Raw genomic sequence first — 17,876 nt, forward strand, 5'->3', positions numbered from 1 at the left:
ACGATCTTTTGCGGCGCGGCGCGCCGGAGTTCAAGTCCCATCGGGAACGATGTTCTGGCTGTCGATATACTTGCGCCCTGCCTCCAGCGCCGAACGGACCGCCTCGGGCACGCTCAGCTGGCGGCTCTTGGCCAGTTTGATCAGCAGCGGCAGGTTGGCGCCATAGAGAATGCGGCGGTTGTCCGGCTGGCACGCCATCAGGCTGAGGTTCGACGGCGATCCGCCGAACATGTCGGTCACGATGATCACACCGTCACCCATGTCGACCGCGTCCGCCGCGTCACAGATTTCAGCCTGTTTCCGGCTGCGGTCGCAATCGGCCTCGATCGCGATCGCCTTCATCCCCGGCTGATGCCCGACGACATGTTCGACGGCCGCGAGGTATTCCCGGGCCAGTCCTCCATGTGCGACGATCACGATCCCGATCACTCAGACGCCTTTCCGGGTTCTTTGGGCTCGGTTCCGCGGCGCGGGACGCTGCCCATCCGCTCGAGCTCCCGATGTCTAATTGACACTGGCCAACCCTCCGCCGCAAGGGTCACCGCCACGTTTTCGGCCACCGAAACCGAGCGATGACGGCCACCGGTGCAGCCGAACCCAACCGAAAGATGAGCCTTCCCTTCGCGTTCAGCTTCCGGAAGAACGAAGCGGATCAGACCCAGGACGTGATCCAGGAAAGGGCCGTGGCGGGGGTCTCCTGCCACGTTGTCGGCGACTGAGGGGTCGAGGCCTGTCAGCGGCCGCAGGTCGGGCTGCCAGTGCGGGTTGCGCAGAAAGCGGCAATCCAGCGCGATGTCCAGCCCCTGCGGCAGACCGCGCTTGTAGGAAAACGAGTGTACCGATACGGCCATGCGCCGCCCTGTCCGGCCCGCGAACCAGCGGTCGACCTCGGCGCGCAAATCGTGCACTGTCAGCTCCGTCGTGTCGATCAGGACGTCGGCGCACAGGCGGACATTCTCGAGCAGCGCCATTTCCCGCGCAATGCCGTCTCCGGGCGCCTCGTCCGGCGCCAGCGGATGGCGGCGGCGGGTCTCGGAATAGCGGCGTTCCAGCACCTCGGGCTGGCAGTCGAGGTAGAGCAGGTCCACCGACAGTCCTGGGCGCGCCGCCAGCGAGGCATGGAGTTCCAGCAGGCCCACCGCGCTGAAATCGCGGTTGCGCACATCCATGCCCAGCGCCAGCGGTTGCGCGGGGTCCGGCGGACCGTCGAGCAGGCGGGGGATCAGCGACAGCGGGATGTTGTCTATCGCCTCGTATCCCAGATCCTCAAGCACATTGATCGCGGTCGAGCGCCCGGCCCCCGAGGGGCCTGTCACCAGAACGACGCGCTGCGCCTGATCGTCTTCGAGTGTCATGGCCCTTCCCACATTTCTTGCCGCATATAGGTCAGAATTCCTGCGGTGAAATAGGGGGCGTCAACCTTGTGAAGCAAAGGGAAGGACAGGCCCAGGCATTCCGCATGACGCTCCGGGGGCAGGCGTTCCGTCTCGACCGCGTCGAGATCGACGATGGCGCAAAGCGGCACGTCCGAGACGGGCCCGACGCGCAGAATGCCGATGCCGCGCGCCTCGATCAGTCCCGATATGGCCTGCGGGCAACGCAACATGACGGTATCGCCACGGCGGTGCAGCTCGGTCCGGTCGTCGGCGACCAGGCGGGCGCCCAGGGCGATCAGTTCCATCGCGAGGGCGGACTTGCCGGTGCCCGAGGCGCCCCGGATCAGCAGGCCCCGTCCTTCCACCGCGACGGAGGTGGCGTGCAGGAGGGACGGGACAGCGCTGGACATGGGGTCAGATCGGCAAGCCCACGACAAAGCGCGCGCCCAGCGGTTCCGAGGTCACATCCGCCTCTGTCGGGCGGATGTTCTCGGCCCAGATGACGCCGCCATGCGCCTCGACGATCTGTTTCGAGATCGCCAGGCCCAGGCCCGAGTTGTTGCCGAAATCCGATTGCGGGCGCGAGGTGTAGAACCGCTTGAAGATCTTCTGCAACGCCTCCTCGGGGATACCGGGGCCGGTATCCTCGACCACGACCAGCACGCGGTTGTCGCGGCGCCGGGCCCAGACGCGGATCGCGTCACCATCCTCGCAAAAGCTGATGGCGTTGGTGATGAGGTTGACGAAGACCTGCGCCAGCCGCGGTTCCAGCCCGTTGATCGGGATCGGGCGCGGCGGCAGGTCAGTAATGAACTCGATCCCCTTGGACCGCGCGTCCTGGCCCAGGAACTCTGTCAGGTTGCCCAGCATCTCGAGCAGGTTGAACTCCTGCTCCTCTTCCTTGACCAGTTCGGAATCAAGGCGCGAGGCGTTGGAAATGTCGGACACGAGGCGATCCAGCCGGCGCACGTCATGCTCGATCACGTCCAGCAGCTTCTGCCGGTGCTCGTCCTTCTTGACCATGCGCATCGAGCCCACGGCCGACCTCAGCGAGGCCAGCGGGTTCTTGATCTCGTGCGCGACGTCAGCGGCGAACTGTTCGTTGCTGTCGATCCGGTCATACAGCGCGCCGACCATGCCACGCAGCGCGCCCGACAGGCGCCCGATCTCGTCGGGCCGTGCGGTCAGGTCGGGGATGCGGATGCGGCCGGGGGTGCGGTTCTTCTTGTTCCGGTCGCGGCCGATCTCGGCCGCGTTTGCGAGGTCGGAAATCGGATTGGCGATGGTCGAGGCCAGCACCAGGCTGAGCCCGATGGAGACCAGCGTGGCGATGACGAACATCTGCAACACGCTTTCCCGGTCAGCGGCGACGGCAGCGTCGATCTCGGCCGCGGTCGAGATCAGTGCGACGGTGCCCACGATGCGGTCGCCCTGAAGGATCGGGCTGAACGCGTGATACAGCGCCTGCCCGTCAATGCCGCGCCCGGCCTCGACCCGTGTCAGGGCCGGGTTGCCGGTCTCGATCATCCGGCGCAACTTGTCTTCCAGCAGCAATTCGGGTTCGGCCGAGAAATAGGTGAACAGGCCCGCCACGCTCTGCCAGGCGGTGTTCAGGAAATCCGAGATCAGCGTGGGCTTCTCGTCCTCGCGCGTCGTGGAGGCGATGGGGCTGAGCGCGCCGGCCGCCTCGCCCACCAGAAAGCGGGCGCTGTCGAAGACCATCAGCTGCGCACCCTGGCGCAGGTCGATGCCGGCCACGGTCGCCGGCACATCGACTCCCTGGACGGTTCCCAGCGACACCGGCGCCCCCGGCGGCAGCTGTGCCTCGAAGATGTCGGCGATCAGTTCGACCTCGGCCTGCATGGCGTTCGCCTTTTGCACGGCCAGGGTGTCGCGTGACGAGTTCAACCAAAGGATCCCCGCCGCGAGGATGTTCAGCGCGACGAGGTTGAAGGTGATGATCTTGCGGGTCAGCGGCGAACGGTTGAGCGAGAACAGCGAGCGCCGCTCGCGGCTGTCGCGCAATTCCTTTTCAACCGTGCTGTCCGGGGCAACCCAATCGTCACCCAGGACAACATCGGCGTCACGGCGATCGACCTGGTCGTCGTCCATGCCTATCCGTTCGGCCAGAGCCATGATGCTACTCTTCGTTGTAGCGATACCCGATGCCGTAGAGCGTCTCGATCGCCGAGAACTCCGGATCGACCGAGCGCATCTTCTTGCGCAGGCGCTTGATGTGGCTGTCGATGGTGCGGTCGTCGACATAGACCTGGTCGTCATAGGCGACGTCCATCAACTGGTCGCGCGACTTGACGAAGCCCGGACGCTGGGCCAGCGCCTGGAGCAGCAGGAATTCCGTCACGGTCAGCGACACGTCGGCGCCCCTCCAGCTGACCGCGTGGCGCAGCGGATCCATCGTCAGCGATCCGCGCGTCATCAGCTTGGTTTCTTCGGTGTCGCCGACGATGTCGCCCGACACGGCCTCCTGCCGGCGCAGCAGGGCGCGGATGCGTTCCACCAGCAGGCGCTGGCTGAAGGGCTTCTTGACGTAGTCGTCCGCCCCCATGCGCAGGCCAAGCACCTCGTCGATCTCGTCGTCCTTGGACGTCAGGAAGATCACGGGCATGCGGGATTTCTGGCGCACGCGCTGCAACAGGTCCATGCCGTCCATGCGCGGCATCTTGATGTCGAACACGGCCATGTCCGGCATCTTCTTGTTGAACGCATCGAGGGCGGCCTGCCCGTCATTGTAGGTTTCGACCTCGAACCCCTCTGCCTCGAGGGTCATCGACACGGATGTCAGGATGTTCCTGTCATCGTCCACAAGGGCGATTTTCGACATTGGGTTGTCCTTATACTGCTCTGGTTGCCTGATTTTTTCGCTCAGTATGGAGATTTTTCGCTTTACAGCAATCCCAAACTGCGAATCAGGCCCCTTCCGTCTCCGATGGGACGCGAATTTGGCAAAGGAATGGCTAAAAAGCCTCACCAGCGATACGAAGGATTGTCCGGGACCCGGCCAGCTTCCGCCGGGGTTAACGCTAAACCGGATTTGGTTGCGCTAACTCGGTCAAAGGCGACTGTTCACGCCGGAATGCGTCATGTTAAGGGAAGTTTCACCGGTGCGGTTGGCGCCGCAATTTGATTTCGCTAACAGCGCGAGCGACAGGAGCAACCACGATGGCATTCGGACGGGTCAACCCGCAATTCCGGCTTGAGGATCAGGGGATCGAAGGGCTGGGCAATGTCTATTACAATCTCATGGAGCCGGCGCTGATCGAGGCCGCGCTGAAACGAGGCGAAGGCAACCTGGGCAAGGGCGGCGCCTTCCTCGTGACGACGGGCAAGTTCACCGGCCGGTCGCCCAAGGACAAGCACATCGTCAAGACCGACAGCGTCGTCGACAAGATCTGGTGGGAAAACAACGCCCCGCAGAGCCCCGAGGGCTTTGAAGCGCTGTATGCCGACATGCTCGAGCACATGAAGGGCAAGGACTATTTCGTGCAGGACCTCGTCGGTGGCGCCGACCCCGCGAACGCCATCGACGTGCGTGTCGTGTCGGAACTGGCCTGGCACAACCTGTTCATCCGCCACATGCTGCGCCGTCCCGACCGCGAGGACCTGGACAGTTTCACCGCCGACTGGACGATCATCAACTGCCCGAGCTTCAAGGCCGATCCCGCAAAGCATAACTGCCGGTCCGAGACCGTGATCAGCATGAACTTCGACCGCAAGCTGATCCTGATCGCCAACACCGAGTATGCCGGCGAGAACAAGAAGTCGGTCTTTACCCTGCTGAACTACCTGCTGCCGGAAAAGGGCATCATGCCGATGCACTGCTCGGCCAACCACGCCAAGGGCAACCCGGTGGACACGGCCGTGTTCTTCGGCCTGTCGGGCACCGGCAAGACCACCCTGTCCGCAGACCCCGAGCGCGTGCTGATCGGCGACGACGAGCACGGCTGGTCGGATCGCGGAACCTTCAACTTCGAGGGTGGCTGCTATGCCAAGACAATCAACCTGTCGCGCGAGGCCGAGCCCGAGATCTACGCCACGACAGAGATGTTCGCGACCGTGATCGAGAACATGGTCTACGACCCCGAGACCTTCGATCTCGATTTCGACGATGACAGCCTGACGGCGAACATGCGCTGCGCCTATCCGCTGAACTACATCTCGAACGCATCGACCACGGCACTGGGCGGCCATCCGAAGAACATCATCATGCTGACCTGCGATGCCTTTGGTGTGCTGCCGCCGATCGCGCGGCTGACTCCGGCGCAGGCGATGTATCACTTCCTGTCGGGCTTCACCGCCAAGGTCGCCGGAACCGAGCGCGGCGTGACCGAACCGCAGCCCACCTTCTCGACCTGCTTTGGCGCACCCTTCATGCCGCGCCGCCCCGAGGTCTACGGCAACCTGCTGCGCGAGAAGATCGCCAAGCACGGCGCGACCTGCTGGCTGGTCAACACCGGCTGGACCGGTGGCGCCTATGGCACAGGTTCGCGGATGCCGATCAAGGCGACCCGCGCGCTGCTGAGCGCCGCGCTGTCCGGCAAGCTGGCCGATGTCGAGTATCGCAAGGACGCCAGTTTCGGCTTCGAGGTTCCGGTCCATGTCGAGGGTGTTCCCGACATGCTGCTCGACCCGCGCAAGACCTGGGACGACAAGGCGGCTTATGACGCGCAGGCGGCAAAGCTGGTCGGCATGTTCGCAGACAATTTCGCCCAGTATGTCCCGTACATCGATGACGACGTGAAAGCCGCGGCCATCGGCTGATGCGCCCTTTCCGGCACCCGGCTTTGGCACCCCCTTCCGCTCAGGCGGGCGGGGGTGTCTGCCTTTTTGCGGCGGCGCTGATCGGGCTGGCGGGCGCGTCCTGGGCGCAGGGCGGCATGACCGTGGCCCACGGCGTGATCTGCGAGGTCGAGATCACCGGCCGGCGCGAGGCGCCCGAGACGGAGAGCGGGCAGATGAACATGATCGACGGCGAGCGCGCCTTCGACGTGGTCACCGATGTCGTGCCAGCGGTGCCAGGCCTGAGTTTCGGTATTCGCGCCACGGTCGGCGGCGAGGATGCGGTGCTGGCGCGGCTCGAGGTGCTGCACCCGCCGATGGGTGCGCGGGGCGTCACGTCGCAGGCCTGGGACGTGACGCTTTACCCCGGCGAGGCCAGCCTCAACCTGTTCACCTTCGAGCACGAGTATGAACGCGTGCCGGGCGCCTGGGCCTTTCGCCTGACGGACGGCGAAACCGTGCTGGTCGAGCAGCGCTTTACCGTGCTGAACGGTATCCCCGTGCCCGCCGTGGAACGGGTCTGTTTCGGCACGATGCCGATGTCCTGACGGGACGCAGGACGGGGTTCCGTCCCGACCGGCTCAGGCCGGGCGCAGGTCGAGGATCTTGCGGGCCTCCTGCCATGTCGCCACGGGGCGTTCGTATTTCTCGCACAGGTCCACCGCGCGTTTCACCAGTGCGGCGTTCGACGGCGCGAGGCGGTCCTTGTCCCAACGCACGTTGTCCTCCAGCCCCGTGCGTGTGTGCCCGCCCGCAGCGATGCACCACTCGTTGACTTCGACCTGATGCCGCCCGATCCCCGCGGCGCACCATTCGGCCTCGGGCGCAAGGCGCTGCACCGTGCGGATGTAATAGTCGAACACGTCCCGGTCGCAGGGCATGGCATTCTTCACGCCCATCACGAATTGGACATAGAGCCTGCCCGGAATCCGCCCGTCGCGGTTCATCTCGGCGGCCTTGAAGATGTGGCTGAGGTCGAAGGCCTCGATCTCGGGCTTGATCACGTAGTTGCGCATCTCCGAGGCCAGCCAGTCGACCAGGTCCGGCGGGTTCTCGTAGACCCGGGTGGGGAAGTTGTTCGAACCGACCGACAGAGACGCCATGTCGGGCCGCAGCGGCAGCATGCCACCCCGCGCCTGACCCGCCCCCGACCGCCCGCCGGTCGACAGCTGGATGATCATGCCGGGGCAATGTCTCTTCAGCCCTTCGACGAGGCGGCCGAAGCGTTCCGGGTCCGAGGTGGTGGAGCCGTCGTCGTTGCGCACGTGGCAATGCGCTATGGTGGCCCCGGCCTCGAAGGCCTCCTGCGTGCTTTCCACCTGTTCTTCGACCGTGATCGGCACGGCCGGGTTGTCGGATTTCTGCGGCACCGAACCGGTGATCGCGACGCAGATGATGCAGGGTTTGGTCATGGTCGGTTTCCTGTGGACTGCGCGGGGCGCGCTGCTGGCTGGTGGCGAGGGGGCTCTGCCCCCGCCCATTCGGGCGCCCCGGAGTTTACGGGCAAGATGAAGCCGGGACCGGTGCGCGGCCCCGGCGGTAGATGGTCTCAGATGTCGAAGAAGATCGTCTCGTCCTCGCCTTGCAGGCGGATGTCGAAACGGTAGCCGCCTTCGGCCGGCTGGGCCAGCAGGGTCTTTATCCTCTGCCGGTGCTCGACCCGCGACAGGATCGGGTCCTCGACATTGGCGGCTTCCTCGTCGGCGAAATACATCCTGGTATGCAGGCCCAGGTTGATGCCTCGCGCCACGATCCAGAAGGTGACATGCGGCGCCTGGAGGCGGCCGTCGGGCCAGGCGACGCGGCCCGGCTTGACCGTTTCGAAGGTGAATTCGCCGGTCGTCATGTCGCCCGGGCTGCGGCCCCAGCCCGTAAAGGCCGGATCGCCGCCGCGGCCCGCGAACCGCCCCTCGGCATCGGCCTGCCAGATCTCGACCATCGCATCCTTGAGCGTGTTGCCCGCGCCGTCGATCACCGCCCCGGTGATGGTGATCCGCTTGCCCTTCGGCTCTCCCTTGAACAGCGAGGTGCCAAGGTCTTCGGGATAGATGCCGTGGATGCCGCTGAAATTGGGCGTGCAGCCGATATGGACATAAGGCCCCGCCGTCTGCGACGGGCTTTCGTTGAAGCGTTTCATCACAAGCCCTCCATGCGGTTTTCGAACATGGTCTGGCGGCGGCCGCGCAGCACGATGTCAAACTGGTAGCAGAGCGCGTCCATGGGGACCGAGTTCTGCCGGTCGAGTTTCGCGACGAGGCTTTCGATGCCTTCCCGCGTCGGAATGGTGCCGACGATGGGGCATTGCCAGATCATCGGGTCGCCCTCGAAATACAGTTGCGAGATCAGGCGCTGCGCAAAGCTGTGGCCGAAGACCGAGAAATGGATATGCGCCGGGCGCCAGTCATCTGCGCCGTTGGGCCAGGGATAGGGGCCGGGTTTCACCGTGCGGAACTCGTAGAAGCCGTTCTCGTCGGTGATGCAGCGCCCGCAGCCGCCGAAATTGGGGTCGAGCGGCGCGAGATAGCCCTCTTTCTTGTGGCGGTAGCGGCCGCCGGCATTTGCCTGCCAGACCTCGACCAGCGTGTGCGGCATCGGGCGGCCGACCTCGTCGATCACCCGGCCCTGCACGATGATGCGGGGTCCGATGGCGGATTCGCCGGTGAAGTTGTGGATCAGGTCGTTGTCGCGCGGCCCGAGGATGTCATGGCCGAAGACCGGCCCGGTTTCCTCGGACAGCGAGGTGGCGAAACCCAGCGGCGCAAAGCGCGGGCTGCGCGCCACCGAGGTCTTGTAAAGCGGCGTCAGCGCAGGCGGGTGCCATGCCCTGTCGCGCGCCGTGTATCCGTTGATCTTCGTCATGGTCGGTCCGGTCTCCTCTTGCCCGAAAGCGGCGCGTTTCCAGGTCAGTTCGTGTCCTTGTCAAGCTCGGCCCAGGTCTGCTTGGCCAGCTTGATCGCGTGGTTGGCGCGCGGCACGCCGGCATAGATGGCGACGTGCTGGAACGCCTCCATCACGTCGACGCGCGAGGCGCCGGTGCGGGCGCAGGCGCGGATATGCATCGGGATCTCCTCGAAATTGCCCAGCGCCGCCAGCAGCGCCAGCGTCAGCATCGAGCGTTCGCGGTCGCTGATCCCGTCAGAGGCCCAGACCGTGCCCCAGGCCGCCTCGGTGATGAGCGTCTGGAAGGGCGTGTCCTCGGATGTCCTTGCGGCCTCGGCGCGGTCTACATGCGCATCGCCAAGGACGCGGCGCCGGACCTGCATGCCGGTGTCGTAACGGTTGGTCATGGCGTCCCTTTCGGCGTCAATATGGCAGACCCACGTAGTTGATGGCCAGCGTCGCCTGCGCCTCGGGGATGGTGGCGAGATGCTCGATCTCGGCCACTTGCAGGCGGCGTTCGTAATCGTCAGTGTCGGGGAACTGGTGCAGCAGCTTGGTCATCCACCAACTGAAGCGCTGCGTCTTCCAGACCCGTTTCAGCGCGGTTTCCGAGTAGGCGTGCAGCGCGGCGGCGTCGCCGTGCTGGTAGCGGGCCTTCAGCCCCTGGAACAGGTAATGCACGTCGCTGGCCGCCGTGTTCAGCCCCTTGGCGCCGGTCGGCGGCACGATATGGGCGGCATCTCCGGCCAGGAACAGGCGGCCATACTGCATCGGCTCGCAGACAAAGGAGCGGAGCGGCGCGATGCTTTTCTCGATCGAGGGGCCGGTCTCCAGCGCGTCGGCATGGCGCGAGGGGATGCGGCGGCGCAGCTCGTCCCAGAACATCTCATCCGACCAGTCCTCGACCCGGTCGGTCATCGGGCATTGCACATAGTAGCGGCTGAGCCTTTCGTTGCGCATCGAGCAGAGGGCAAAGCCGCGCTCGGAATTGGCGTAGATCAGTTCGTGGTGCACGGGCGGCGTTTCCGACAGGATGCCGAGCCAGCCGAACGGATAGACCCGCTCGAACTCGCGCCGCTTGTCGGCCGGGATCGCGTGGCGGCTGGGGCCGTGGAACCCGTCGCAGCCGGCGATGTAGTCGCAGGCGATCTGCTTGCGCGTGCCTTCATGGGTGAAACGGACCGTGCAGCCGCGCGCGTCGTCGAATCCGGCATTGACGATCTCGACCTCGTCGACCTCGTGCAGGGTGGGCGCGCCGCAGGCGTCGCGTGCGTCATACAGGTCGCGCGTCACCTCGGTCTGGCCGTAAACCATGACGGATGTGCCGGTATGCGCCTTGAAGTCGATGCGCACCTCGCCCTCGGCAAAGCTCATCACCGTGCCGTCATGCGGATAGCCCAGCCGGTCCATGCGCGTCGGCACCCCGGCTTCGTCCAGCAGGCGCAGCAGCCCCTGCTCCAGCACACCGGCCCGGATACGGCTCAGCACGTGCTCGCGCGAGCGGCGTTCGAGCACGATGGCGTCGATGCCTGCCCGATGGCACAACTGGCCCAGCAACAGGCCCGCCGGACCGCCACCGATGATGCAAACCTGTGTCCGCATGTCGTCCTCCCTCAAAAACCAGTAGATACTAAAGCCATCCGGCATGTAAAATGACATTTCAGGCCTATTTCTTATCGAAAAGGGAAAGTGAATGCTGGATCGCCGGATCAAGCTGCGCCATATCGAGGCCTTTTCCGCCATCGCGCGGCAGGGCAGTTTGAAGGCCGCCTGCGATGCGCTGGCGCTGACGCAGCCCGCCCTGTCCAAGACGCTGAAGGAACTCGAGGAAACCCTCGGCGCCCGGCTGATGGACCGTGACCGTGGCGGCGTGCGCCTGACGCCCGAGGGCGAGGTGTTCCTCGAATTCGCCGGGCAGAGCCTGGCCGCGCTGCGCCGGGGCGTGGCGGGGATCGAGGCGCTGCGCACCGCCGGAGCCGAGACGCTGTCGATCGGCGCGCTGCCCAGCGTCTCGGCCCGGTTGCTGCCGCGCGCCATCGCGGGTTTCCGCCGCCTGTCGCCGGAAACCCGCCTGACGCTGCGCGACGGCACCCATGGCGCGCTGACCGACGCGCTGCGCGACGGGGCGCTGGACATGGTGATCGGGCGGATGGGGGCGCCAAAGGTGATGCAGGGCCTGTCCTTTACCCTGCTCTATGTCGAGCGGGTGATCTGCGTCGTGCGCCCGGGGCACCCGCTGCTGAAGCGGGGAACGCCGGTGGCAGAGGGGCTGGCCGACTGGCCGGTGATCTATCCGCCCGAGGATGCGGCGATCCGGCCTTTCCTCGACCGCTGGTGCCTGGCGCAGGGCCTGTCGCCCTTCGCCGATCGGATCGACTGCGTCTCGGGCGCGTTCGGGCGAGTCCATGTGCGCGACAGCGACGCGCTTTGGTTCATCTCCGAAGGGGTCGTTGCGCCGGACCTGGCAGAGGGGCGGCTTTGCGCCCTGCCGCTGGACCTCGACTTGACAGCCGGGCCGGTCGGGCTGATGACGCGGCCCGACAGTGCCCCATCGCGCAGCCAGCAGGTCTTTGTCCGGACGTTGCAGGGCGCGGTCGCAGACCTGCCCATATCCTGACGCTGCCCGCGCTTCATCCACAACTTAATGTGGGTGTCACCGAGATTTCGCTTTACACAGACCCTGTGCCCCATGCACCATATCTGGTAAGGGCCTCTGGGGACGCCCCAGACCCTTGAGCAGGCAGCAAGCGCTTGGGGTCTTTGCCGACCCCGGCGCAATAACCAAAGAGGTGGCGGCATGGCCCTGTCCGAGCAATTCCTGACCGAAGATCTGCACCCGATCGACATCGTCGAGCACATCGCCGAGCACAACGACTGGGAATTCGATCGCGTCGGAGACGACCAGATCGCCATGGCGGTTCAGGGACAATGGCGCACCTATTCGATCACCCTGGCATGGTCGGGCTTTGACGAGACGCTGCGGATGATCTGCACGTTCGAGTTCGACCCGCCCGAGGACCGCATGGACGTGCTCTACGAGGGTCTGAACCTGGTCAACGACCAGTGCTGGGCAGGCGCCTTCAGCTATTGGGCGCAGCACAAGCTGATGGTCTACCGCTACGGCCTGGTGCTGGCGGGCGGCAATGTCGCCTCGCCGGAACAGATCGATACGATGATCACCGCCGCCGTGCTGTCGGCGGAACGCTACTATCCGGCCTTCCAGCTGATGAGCTGGACCGACCAGACCGCCGCACAGGCGTTGCAGGTCGCCATTGCAGAGGCTTACGGCCGCGCGTAAACCTTGCCCCCGTCGAACAGGCGGGGGAAAACCATGGAACATTCCGAACTGGCGCATCGCGGCCTTGTCCTTCTGGGCTGCGGCAAGATGGGATCGGCGATGCTCGAGGGCTGGCTTGCCCGCGGCCTGCCCGAGTCCTCGGTCTGGGTCATCGACCCAAAACCCTCGGACTGGGTCATCAACCAGCACACGCATCTCAACGCCGCGCTGCCGCCGAACCCGGCGGTGGTCATCGTCGCGGTCAAGCCGCAGATGATGGGCGAGGCGCTGCCCGGGCTCCAGGCGCTGGGCAATCGCGACACGCTGTTCGTCTCGATCGCGGCGGGCACGACGCTGGCGACGCTGGCAGAGACGCTGGGCGACCGGACTCCGATCGTCCGTGCCATGCCAAACACCCCTGCCGCCGTGGGCCGGGGCATCAGTGCCATCATCGGGAACGATCACGTGACCACCGAACAGACGGCCATGGCCGAGGCGCTGCTGGCCGCAGTGGGCGAGGTCGTGCACCTCGACAGCGAAAGCCAGATGGACGCGGTCACGGGCCTCAGCGGCTCGGGCCCGGCCTATGTCTTTCACCTGATCGAATGCCTCGCCGCAGCCGGAGAGGCGCAGGGCCTGGCACCCCACCTCGCGATGCAGCTGGCAAAGGCGACCGTCGCGGGCGCAGGCGCGCTGGCGATGCAGGCCAAGGAAGACCCGACGCAACTGCGCGTCAACGTCACCTCGCCCAATGGCACGACGCAGGCCGGGCTGGCCGTGCTGATGGACCAGGACAAGGGCCTGCCCCCGCTGATCCGCGACACCGTCGCCGCGGCAACCTGCCGCTCGAAGGAACTAGCCGATGGCTGAGATCGCCTATGACGATTTCCTGGCCGTCGACATCCGCGCCGGCACGGTGATCCGCGCCGAACCCTACCCCGAGGCGCGCAAGCCCGCGATCAAGCTCTGGGTGGATTTCGGCGGTGACCTGGGCGTCAAGAAAAGCTCTGCCCAGATCACGGTGCATTACGATCCCGAAACCCTGGTCGGCCGGCAAGTGATGGCCGTGGTCAACTTTCCGCCCCGCCAGATCGGCAAATTCCTGTCTGAAATCCTCGTGCTGGGCGTCAGCGACGCGAGCGGCGCAATCGTTCTGCTGTCGCCGGACCACCCGGTGCCGAACGGCGGCCGGATGCACTGACGGGGCGTCAACCGACCGTCCAGCTTGACCTTGCTGCACCGATCGGGCTTGGCTTTCGGAAACCGGAGGATCCCCATGACCCAGCCCGCCATCACAGGCCACGGCGTGTTCACGCCGCAAGAGATCATCACCAATGACGAGTTGGTGGTGGCCTTCAACGCCTATGCCGACCGCTGGAACGCCGAGAACGCCGGAGAGATCGCCGCCGGCGAGATCGAGCCCATGGCCCATTCCAGCAGCGGCTTCATCCTCTCGGCCTCGGGGATCGAGCGTCGACACGTGATGGACAAATCCGGCGTGCTGGACCCGGCGCGCATGTATCCGCGCCTGCCCGCGCGGCCTGACGACACGCCCTCGATCATGGCCGAAATGGCGCTGGACGCCTGCACCAGGGCGCTGGCCGTGGCGGGGCGCGAGGGCTCGGAGGTCGACCTGGTGATCTGCGCCGCCTCGAACCACGAACGCGCCTATCCTGCCATCGCCATCGAGATCCAGAAGCTGATCGGCGCGGGCGGCTTTGCCTTCGACATGAACGTGGCCTGTTCCTCGGCCACGTTCGGCATCCAGGCGGCAGCGGACATGGTGCGCGCAGGAAGCGTAAGGCGCGCGCTGGTGGTCTGCCCCGAGATCTGCTCGGGGCATCTGGAATGGCGCGACCGGGATTGCCATTTCATCTTCGGCGATGTCTGCACCGCCGTGCTGATCGAGGACGCGGGACAGGCGAAAGGCGCGCATTTCGTCATCCACGGCACCCGCTGCGCCACAGAGTTCTCGAACAACATCCGCAACAACAACGGTTTCCTGCGCCGCGCGCATGACCAGATGGACGACCGCCGCGACATGCAGTTCATGCAGAACGGGCGCAAGGTGTTCAAGGAAGTGCTGCCGATGGTATCGGCCCATATCCTGGGGCACATGGAGGATGCCGGCTGGCGCGCCGACGACCTCAAGCGGCTGTGGCTGCACCAGGCCAACAAGACGATGAACGACTTCATCGGGCGCAAGGTGCTGGGCCGCGATCCCGGACCGGGCGAACAGCCCAACATCCTGCAGGACTACGCCAATACCTCGTCCGCCGGGTCGATCATCGCCTTTTCGCTGCACTCGAACGATCTCGCCCCCGGTGACAGGGGCGTGATCTGTTCCTTCGGGGCAGGCTACTCGGTGGGCTCGGTGCTGGTCGAGCGCGGCTGAGCCACCCTCGCCGCCGAAAAATCGCCGCGCTCCAGCGCGTCTTGCGGCAAGGTGACGGTCAGCACGTTGCGCGGGCCCAGTTGCCAGCCGGTCAGGCCACCGCCGCGGACCGTCAGCAAGGCCACCTGCCCTGCCGGTGCCTCGCCGCCCATGGTCAGCGCAGGCTGCGCGGCCAGCGCCTGCCAGTGCGGCAGCAAGGCGCGGCGCGGGATACGCGGCAGCGCCTCGGGATCCTGTGCCAGAACGCGGCGCGCGTGCAATTCGACCAGGGGCTTGTAGGCGCGGAACAGCGGCAGCGACAGCAGGAGACGTGCCGGGCGACCGGCATCCCAGCCCTCGGTCGTCAGCTCGGCAAGGCGCGACATCAGCACCTCTGCCTCATCCTCGTCGAACGGCGCACCTTCTGCCCGTGCCTCGGTCTGGCGGGACAACAGGCGCAGGCGCGCCAGCGTCATCATCCGCGCCTCGCGGGCGGCGCTGGCAGCATCGGACGCCAGCGTCGGGGCGACATCCGCCTCCCATTTCTTCAGCAGGCGGCGCAGCATGAGCGACAGGCTGTCAAGCAGCGCAAGGGCGCTGACCCAGTCGAACGGATAGAGCGCGGGCTCGTCCAGACGGCCGTCCTCGAGGAAGGCTGCCGGGGCCGCGACGGGTTCCGCGTCGCCATCGTCGCGCATCGCCTCGAGGCTCCAGCGCGGGGCGATCAGCGCCTCGGGACCAACCAAAGCGGACAGCCGCCACTCCGGCGCGCGCTCGGGGAAGAGGTCGGGAGCGCCTTTCGGCAAGGGGCGCAGGCGGCCCTGGAGACGGTTGTGCAGGACAGCGATCCGGCCGAGGCGCGGACCACCTACAAAGACCGACAGCCAGCCCGTGCGCGGGCCTTGCCCACCCCAGATCTCGGGTTGCAGTTCCGACAGGTCGATCTGCGCCAGGAACGCCGCAGGCGACCCCGCAAGGCGTGGCCAGTCGACCCCATGGGGCAGCGAGGGCAATCCACCGATCCAGCTGCGCCCGGCGACCTGGCCCGGCACGGCACGGAACCGTGTGTGGCCCACCGCCATAAGCGCCGGGTTCCGTGCCTCGGCCTGGATGCGGGCCAGTGCCGCCATGACGACGCGGGTCGGGGCATCGGCATCTTCGGCCTCTTCATCCTCGGGCACCGTTTCGGGCTCCACCGGCTTGGCGACACGCGCCGCCTCGGGCGCGGGTTTCGGCGCCGGTTCCGACTGTCGCGCGGACAGCGCAGAAGCAGAAAGTTCTTGCAGCATGTCGCGGAAGTCCTTTGGCTTCATCCCGAACCGGGCCGTCTGCGCTTCGTCGCCCGCAACGGCGGACTCGATTGATGCCCGTTCTTCCGCCTCGATCCGCCGGCCAAGCCGAAGCAGCGTAAAGCCCAGAATTGCGACGGCCAGCGCAGTCCACGGCTTGTCCAGCACTGCCGGCGAGACTTCCGTAAACCCCTTTGCAATCGCCGCTTGCCACAGCAGCCCCGCGATCAGCAGTGCCGTGCCAAACATGAAAGTCGATCGCGCAAATAGAACCATGGCTCGTGTCTCCCACCTGTCTATCCAATCCCATTGTTGAGGATCGGCGAACAGTCTGGCCGTTTTCGGGAATGAACGTGGCAAGGATGAGGCGAAACCAAGCGGGCGGCGCAACTCAGGCGGGACGGTCGCCCATGGCCTCGCGCCAGTGGCGACGGCACAGGCTGACATAGGTCTCGTTGCCGCCGATCTGCACCTGGGCGCCTTCGCGCAGGGGCCGGCCCTGCGCATCCTGGCGAACGACCATCGTCGCCTTGCGGCCACAATGGCAGATCGTGCGAACCTCGCGCATCGTATCGGCCAGCGCCAGCAAGGCGGCCGATCCGGGAAACAATTCGCCACGGAAATCGACGCGCAGACCGTAGGCCATCACCGGCACGCCGAGGTCGTCAACCACCCGCGCCAGTTGCCAGACCTGGTCGCGGTCAAGGAACTGCGCCTCGTCGACAAAAATGCAGGCCACCGGTCCCGCCTTCAGCCGGGCAGCGATCCTGGCGAACAGGTCCTCGCCGGGACGGAACGTGTCCGCCTCGCGGCCCAGCCCGATGCGCGAGCCGATCTTGCCCTTGCCGGCGCGGTCATCCAGCGCGGCAGTCAGCAGGTAGGTGTCCATGCCGCGTTCGTTGTAATTGTGCGCCGCCTGCAAGAGCAGCGTCGACTTGCCCGCGTTCATGGTCGAGTAGTGGAAATAGAGCTTGGCCATGGCCGTGTGATGCCGCAGCCCGCCGGGCATGGCAAGGTGACGCGGCACCGCGTGCCGGGGTGGCCTTCACTCGGCGCGGATCAAGCCCGCGAGATGGCCGAACAATTCGCCATTCGCACAGAGGATGGAGCCGGTTTCAGCCGGGTCGGCCTCGGCCCGGACGCCTTCGACCAGCGCACCGGCCTCCTTGGCGATCAGCCAGCCGGCGGCCATGTCCCACAGGTTCAGCTCTCGCTCCCAGTAGCCGTCGTAGCGGCCGGCGGCGACATAGGCGAGGTCCAGCGCGGCTGAACCGAAGCGGCGGACGCCTGCGCATTCCGGCATCACGCGCGCCAGGTCCTTGAGCGTCGCGGGCAGCGTGCGCTTGGCGGCAAAGGGAATGCCGGTGGCAAAGACCGCCTCGATCATGCGGCGGCGGCCCGAGACGCGCAGGCGGCGCGAGTCGTTCATCCACGCGCCCTGCCCCTTCTCGGAATAGAACATCTCGTCCTTGGCCGGGTCAAAGACGACGCCCGCCACGATCTGGCCCTTGTGTTCCAGCGCGATCGAGATGGCGAAATGCGGCAGGCCGTGCAGGAAGTTGGTTGTGCCATCGAGCGGATCGACGATCCAGCGGCGGGTCGGATCCTCGCCTGCTTCCTCGCCGGTCTCCTCGCCCAGCCAACCATAGGTCGGGCGTGCGCCACGCAGTTCCTCGCGCAGGATGCGTTCAGCCTCGAGGTCGGCCTTGGAGACGAAATCGCCCGCGCCCTTCATCGACACCTGCAGGTTCTCGACCTCGCGGAAATCCTTGACCAGAGAACGACCCGCCTTGCGGGCAGCCTTGATCATGATGTTGAGATTCGCGCTGCCCTGCATGGCCGCCCCCGCATGTATAGGAAGTCAGGCCGCGCCTATACGCGGA

The 17,876-nt window shown here is 66.1% G+C and carries 20 protein-coding genes; 7 read left to right on the top strand and 13 right to left on the bottom strand.

The window, feature by feature from the left end; all coding sequences use genetic code 11:
• Positions 1–30 precede the first annotated feature (30 nt).
• The 5 genes from KB874_RS11830 to KB874_RS11850 are packed head-to-tail and all read right to left on the bottom strand — an operon-like array spanning position 31 to position 4,218.
• Entirely contained in the window at positions 31–429 is a 399-nt protein-coding gene (locus KB874_RS11830; protein WP_212536746.1) for a PTS sugar transporter subunit IIA, read from the bottom strand.
• Positions 426–1,355 (bottom strand): RNase adapter RapZ, encoded by a 930-nt coding sequence (rapZ, locus tag KB874_RS11835; protein ID WP_212536747.1) that lies wholly within the window; start codon positions 1,353–1,355, stop codon positions 426–428. The genes KB874_RS11830 and rapZ overlap by 4 nt, the downstream gene beginning before the upstream one ends.
• Entirely contained in the window at positions 1,352–1,786 is a 435-nt protein-coding gene (locus KB874_RS11840; RefSeq protein ID WP_212536748.1) for an HPr kinase/phosphorylase, read from the bottom strand. The genes rapZ and KB874_RS11840 overlap by 4 nt, the downstream gene beginning before the upstream one ends.
• 4 nt (positions 1,787–1,790) lie before the next feature.
• The gene (locus tag KB874_RS11845; RefSeq protein WP_212536749.1) at positions 1,791–3,512 is read right to left on the bottom strand and encodes a sensor histidine kinase; all 1,722 of its coding nucleotides are present in this window, start codon (positions 3,510–3,512) and stop codon (positions 1,791–1,793) included.
• 4 nt (positions 3,513–3,516) lie between these two features.
• Positions 3,517–4,218, bottom strand: a complete 702-nt coding sequence (locus KB874_RS11850; RefSeq protein ID WP_212536750.1) for a response regulator transcription factor — start codon at positions 4,216–4,218, stop codon at positions 3,517–3,519.
• Positions 4,219–4,556: 338 nt separating this feature from the next.
• Between KB874_RS11850 and KB874_RS11855 the strand changes: the two genes are divergently transcribed.
• The gene (locus tag KB874_RS11855) at positions 4,557–6,155 is read left to right on the top strand and encodes a phosphoenolpyruvate carboxykinase (protein WP_212536751.1); all 1,599 of its coding nucleotides are present in this window, start codon (positions 4,557–4,559) and stop codon (positions 6,153–6,155) included.
• Between the two features lie 23 nt (positions 6,156–6,178).
• A complete protein-coding gene (locus tag KB874_RS11860) occupies positions 6,179–6,721 on the top strand; it encodes a DUF3859 domain-containing protein (RefSeq protein WP_212536752.1) in 543 nt (180 codons plus the stop codon).
• 33 nt (positions 6,722–6,754) lie between these two features.
• On the opposite strand, the gene KB874_RS11865 is transcribed toward KB874_RS11860, so the two are convergent.
• From KB874_RS11865 to pobA, 5 genes are all read right to left on the bottom strand, one after another.
• Positions 6,755–7,585 carry a 3-oxoadipate:acetyl-CoA acetyltransferase gene (locus KB874_RS11865; protein ID WP_212536753.1) on the bottom strand — a complete coding sequence of 277 codons (831 nt, stop codon included), beginning with the start codon at positions 7,583–7,585 and terminating at the stop codon, positions 6,755–6,757.
• Positions 7,586–7,722: 137 nt separating this feature from the next.
• A complete protein-coding gene (pcaG, locus tag KB874_RS11870) occupies positions 7,723–8,310 on the bottom strand; it encodes a protocatechuate 3,4-dioxygenase subunit alpha (RefSeq protein ID WP_212536754.1) in 588 nt (195 codons plus the stop codon).
• Positions 8,310–9,032 carry a protocatechuate 3,4-dioxygenase subunit beta gene (gene pcaH, locus KB874_RS11875; protein ID WP_212536755.1) on the bottom strand — a complete coding sequence of 241 codons (723 nt, stop codon included), beginning with the start codon at positions 9,030–9,032 and terminating at the stop codon, positions 8,310–8,312. The genes pcaG and pcaH overlap by 1 nt, the downstream gene beginning before the upstream one ends.
• 44 nt (positions 9,033–9,076) lie before the next feature.
• Complete coding sequence (gene pcaC / locus KB874_RS11880) at positions 9,077–9,460, bottom strand: 4-carboxymuconolactone decarboxylase (protein WP_212536756.1); 384 nt, start codon at positions 9,458–9,460, stop codon at positions 9,077–9,079.
• Positions 9,461–9,476: 16 nt separating this feature from the next.
• The gene (gene pobA / locus KB874_RS11885) at positions 9,477–10,655 is read right to left on the bottom strand and encodes a 4-hydroxybenzoate 3-monooxygenase (RefSeq protein ID WP_212536757.1); all 1,179 of its coding nucleotides are present in this window, start codon (positions 10,653–10,655) and stop codon (positions 9,477–9,479) included.
• Between the two features lie 91 nt (positions 10,656–10,746).
• Here pobA and pcaQ point away from each other — a divergent pair, with 91 nt between their 5' ends.
• The 5 genes from pcaQ (at position 10,747) to KB874_RS11910 (ending at position 14,725) form a co-directional block, all read left to right on the top strand.
• Positions 10,747–11,670 carry a pca operon transcription factor PcaQ gene (gene pcaQ, locus KB874_RS11890; protein ID WP_212536758.1) on the top strand — a complete coding sequence of 308 codons (924 nt, stop codon included), beginning with the start codon at positions 10,747–10,749 and terminating at the stop codon, positions 11,668–11,670.
• Between the two features lie 180 nt (positions 11,671–11,850).
• Entirely contained in the window at positions 11,851–12,351 is a 501-nt protein-coding gene (locus KB874_RS11895) for a type III secretion system chaperone family protein (protein WP_212536759.1), read from the top strand.
• A gap of 33 nt (positions 12,352–12,384) precedes the next feature.
• A complete protein-coding gene (proC, locus tag KB874_RS11900; protein WP_212536760.1) occupies positions 12,385–13,200 on the top strand; it encodes a pyrroline-5-carboxylate reductase in 816 nt (271 codons plus the stop codon).
• Positions 13,193–13,531: a tRNA-binding protein gene (locus KB874_RS11905; protein WP_212536761.1), complete on the top strand. Its 339-nt coding sequence runs from the start codon at positions 13,193–13,195 to the stop codon at positions 13,529–13,531. Before proC ends, KB874_RS11905 begins: the two co-directional genes overlap by 8 nt.
• A gap of 75 nt (positions 13,532–13,606) precedes the next feature.
• Positions 13,607–14,725 (top strand): beta-ketoacyl-ACP synthase III, encoded by a 1,119-nt coding sequence (locus tag KB874_RS11910; RefSeq protein ID WP_212536762.1) that lies wholly within the window; start codon positions 13,607–13,609, stop codon positions 14,723–14,725.
• Here the strand turns inward: KB874_RS11910 and KB874_RS11915 are convergent.
• The 3 genes from KB874_RS11915 to KB874_RS11925 all read right to left on the bottom strand — a co-directional run bounded on the left by KB874_RS11915 (position 14,689) and on the right by KB874_RS11925 (position 17,830).
• Positions 14,689–16,242 carry a DUF1963 domain-containing protein gene (locus KB874_RS11915; protein WP_212536763.1) on the bottom strand — a complete coding sequence of 518 codons (1,554 nt, stop codon included), beginning with the start codon at positions 16,240–16,242 and terminating at the stop codon, positions 14,689–14,691. The genes KB874_RS11910 and KB874_RS11915 overlap by 37 nt on opposite strands.
• Before the next feature lie 142 nt (positions 16,243–16,384).
• Positions 16,385–16,972 (bottom strand): thymidine kinase, encoded by a 588-nt coding sequence (locus KB874_RS11920; protein ID WP_212536764.1) that lies wholly within the window; start codon positions 16,970–16,972, stop codon positions 16,385–16,387.
• 66 nt (positions 16,973–17,038) lie between these two features.
• Entirely contained in the window at positions 17,039–17,830 is a 792-nt protein-coding gene (locus tag KB874_RS11925; RefSeq protein ID WP_212536765.1) for an inositol monophosphatase family protein, read from the bottom strand.
• Between the last annotated feature and the right edge of the window lie 46 nt (positions 17,831–17,876).

Origin of the sequence: Thetidibacter halocola (genome assembly GCF_018224955.1) — a bacterium.
GTDB lineage: Bacteria > Pseudomonadota > Alphaproteobacteria > Rhodobacterales > Rhodobacteraceae > Thetidibacter > Thetidibacter halocola.

Excerpts from the sequence above, each read along its gene's own strand:
- rapZ (WP_212536747.1), bottom strand. The coding sequence starts at position 1,355 with ATGACACTCGAAGACGATCAGGCGCAGCGCGTCGTTCTGGTGACAGGC.
- KB874_RS11840 (WP_212536748.1), bottom strand. The coding sequence starts at position 1,786 with ATGTCCAGCGCTGTCCCGTCCCTCCTGCACGCCACCTCCGTCGCGGTG.
- KB874_RS11845 (WP_212536749.1), bottom strand. The coding sequence starts at position 3,512 with ATGGCTCTGGCCGAACGGATAGGCATGGACGACGACCAGGTCGATCGC.
- KB874_RS11850 (WP_212536750.1), bottom strand. The coding sequence starts at position 4,218 with ATGTCGAAAATCGCCCTTGTGGACGATGACAGGAACATCCTGACATCC.
- KB874_RS11855 (WP_212536751.1), top strand. The coding sequence starts at position 4,557 with ATGGCATTCGGACGGGTCAACCCGCAATTCCGGCTTGAGGATCAGGGG.
- KB874_RS11865 (WP_212536753.1), bottom strand. The coding sequence starts at position 7,585 with ATGACCAAACCCTGCATCATCTGCGTCGCGATCACCGGTTCGGTGCCG.
- pcaG (WP_212536754.1), bottom strand. The coding sequence starts at position 8,310 with ATGAAACGCTTCAACGAAAGCCCGTCGCAGACGGCGGGGCCTTATGTC.
- pcaH (WP_212536755.1), bottom strand. The coding sequence starts at position 9,032 with ATGACGAAGATCAACGGATACACGGCGCGCGACAGGGCATGGCACCCG.
- pcaC (WP_212536756.1), bottom strand. The coding sequence starts at position 9,460 with ATGACCAACCGTTACGACACCGGCATGCAGGTCCGGCGCCGCGTCCTT.
- pobA (WP_212536757.1), bottom strand. The coding sequence starts at position 10,655 with ATGCGGACACAGGTTTGCATCATCGGTGGCGGTCCGGCGGGCCTGTTG.
- pcaQ (WP_212536758.1), top strand. The coding sequence starts at position 10,747 with ATGCTGGATCGCCGGATCAAGCTGCGCCATATCGAGGCCTTTTCCGCC.
- KB874_RS11895 (WP_212536759.1), top strand. The coding sequence starts at position 11,851 with ATGGCCCTGTCCGAGCAATTCCTGACCGAAGATCTGCACCCGATCGAC.
- proC (WP_212536760.1), top strand. The coding sequence starts at position 12,385 with ATGGAACATTCCGAACTGGCGCATCGCGGCCTTGTCCTTCTGGGCTGC.
- KB874_RS11905 (WP_212536761.1), top strand. The coding sequence starts at position 13,193 with ATGGCTGAGATCGCCTATGACGATTTCCTGGCCGTCGACATCCGCGCC.
- KB874_RS11910 (WP_212536762.1), top strand. The coding sequence starts at position 13,607 with ATGACCCAGCCCGCCATCACAGGCCACGGCGTGTTCACGCCGCAAGAG.
- KB874_RS11915 (WP_212536763.1), bottom strand. The coding sequence starts at position 16,242 with ATGTTTGGCACGGCACTGCTGATCGCGGGGCTGCTGTGGCAAGCGGCG.
- KB874_RS11920 (WP_212536764.1), bottom strand. The coding sequence starts at position 16,972 with ATGGCCAAGCTCTATTTCCACTACTCGACCATGAACGCGGGCAAGTCG.
- KB874_RS11925 (WP_212536765.1), bottom strand. The coding sequence starts at position 17,830 with ATGCAGGGCAGCGCGAATCTCAACATCATGATCAAGGCTGCCCGCAAG.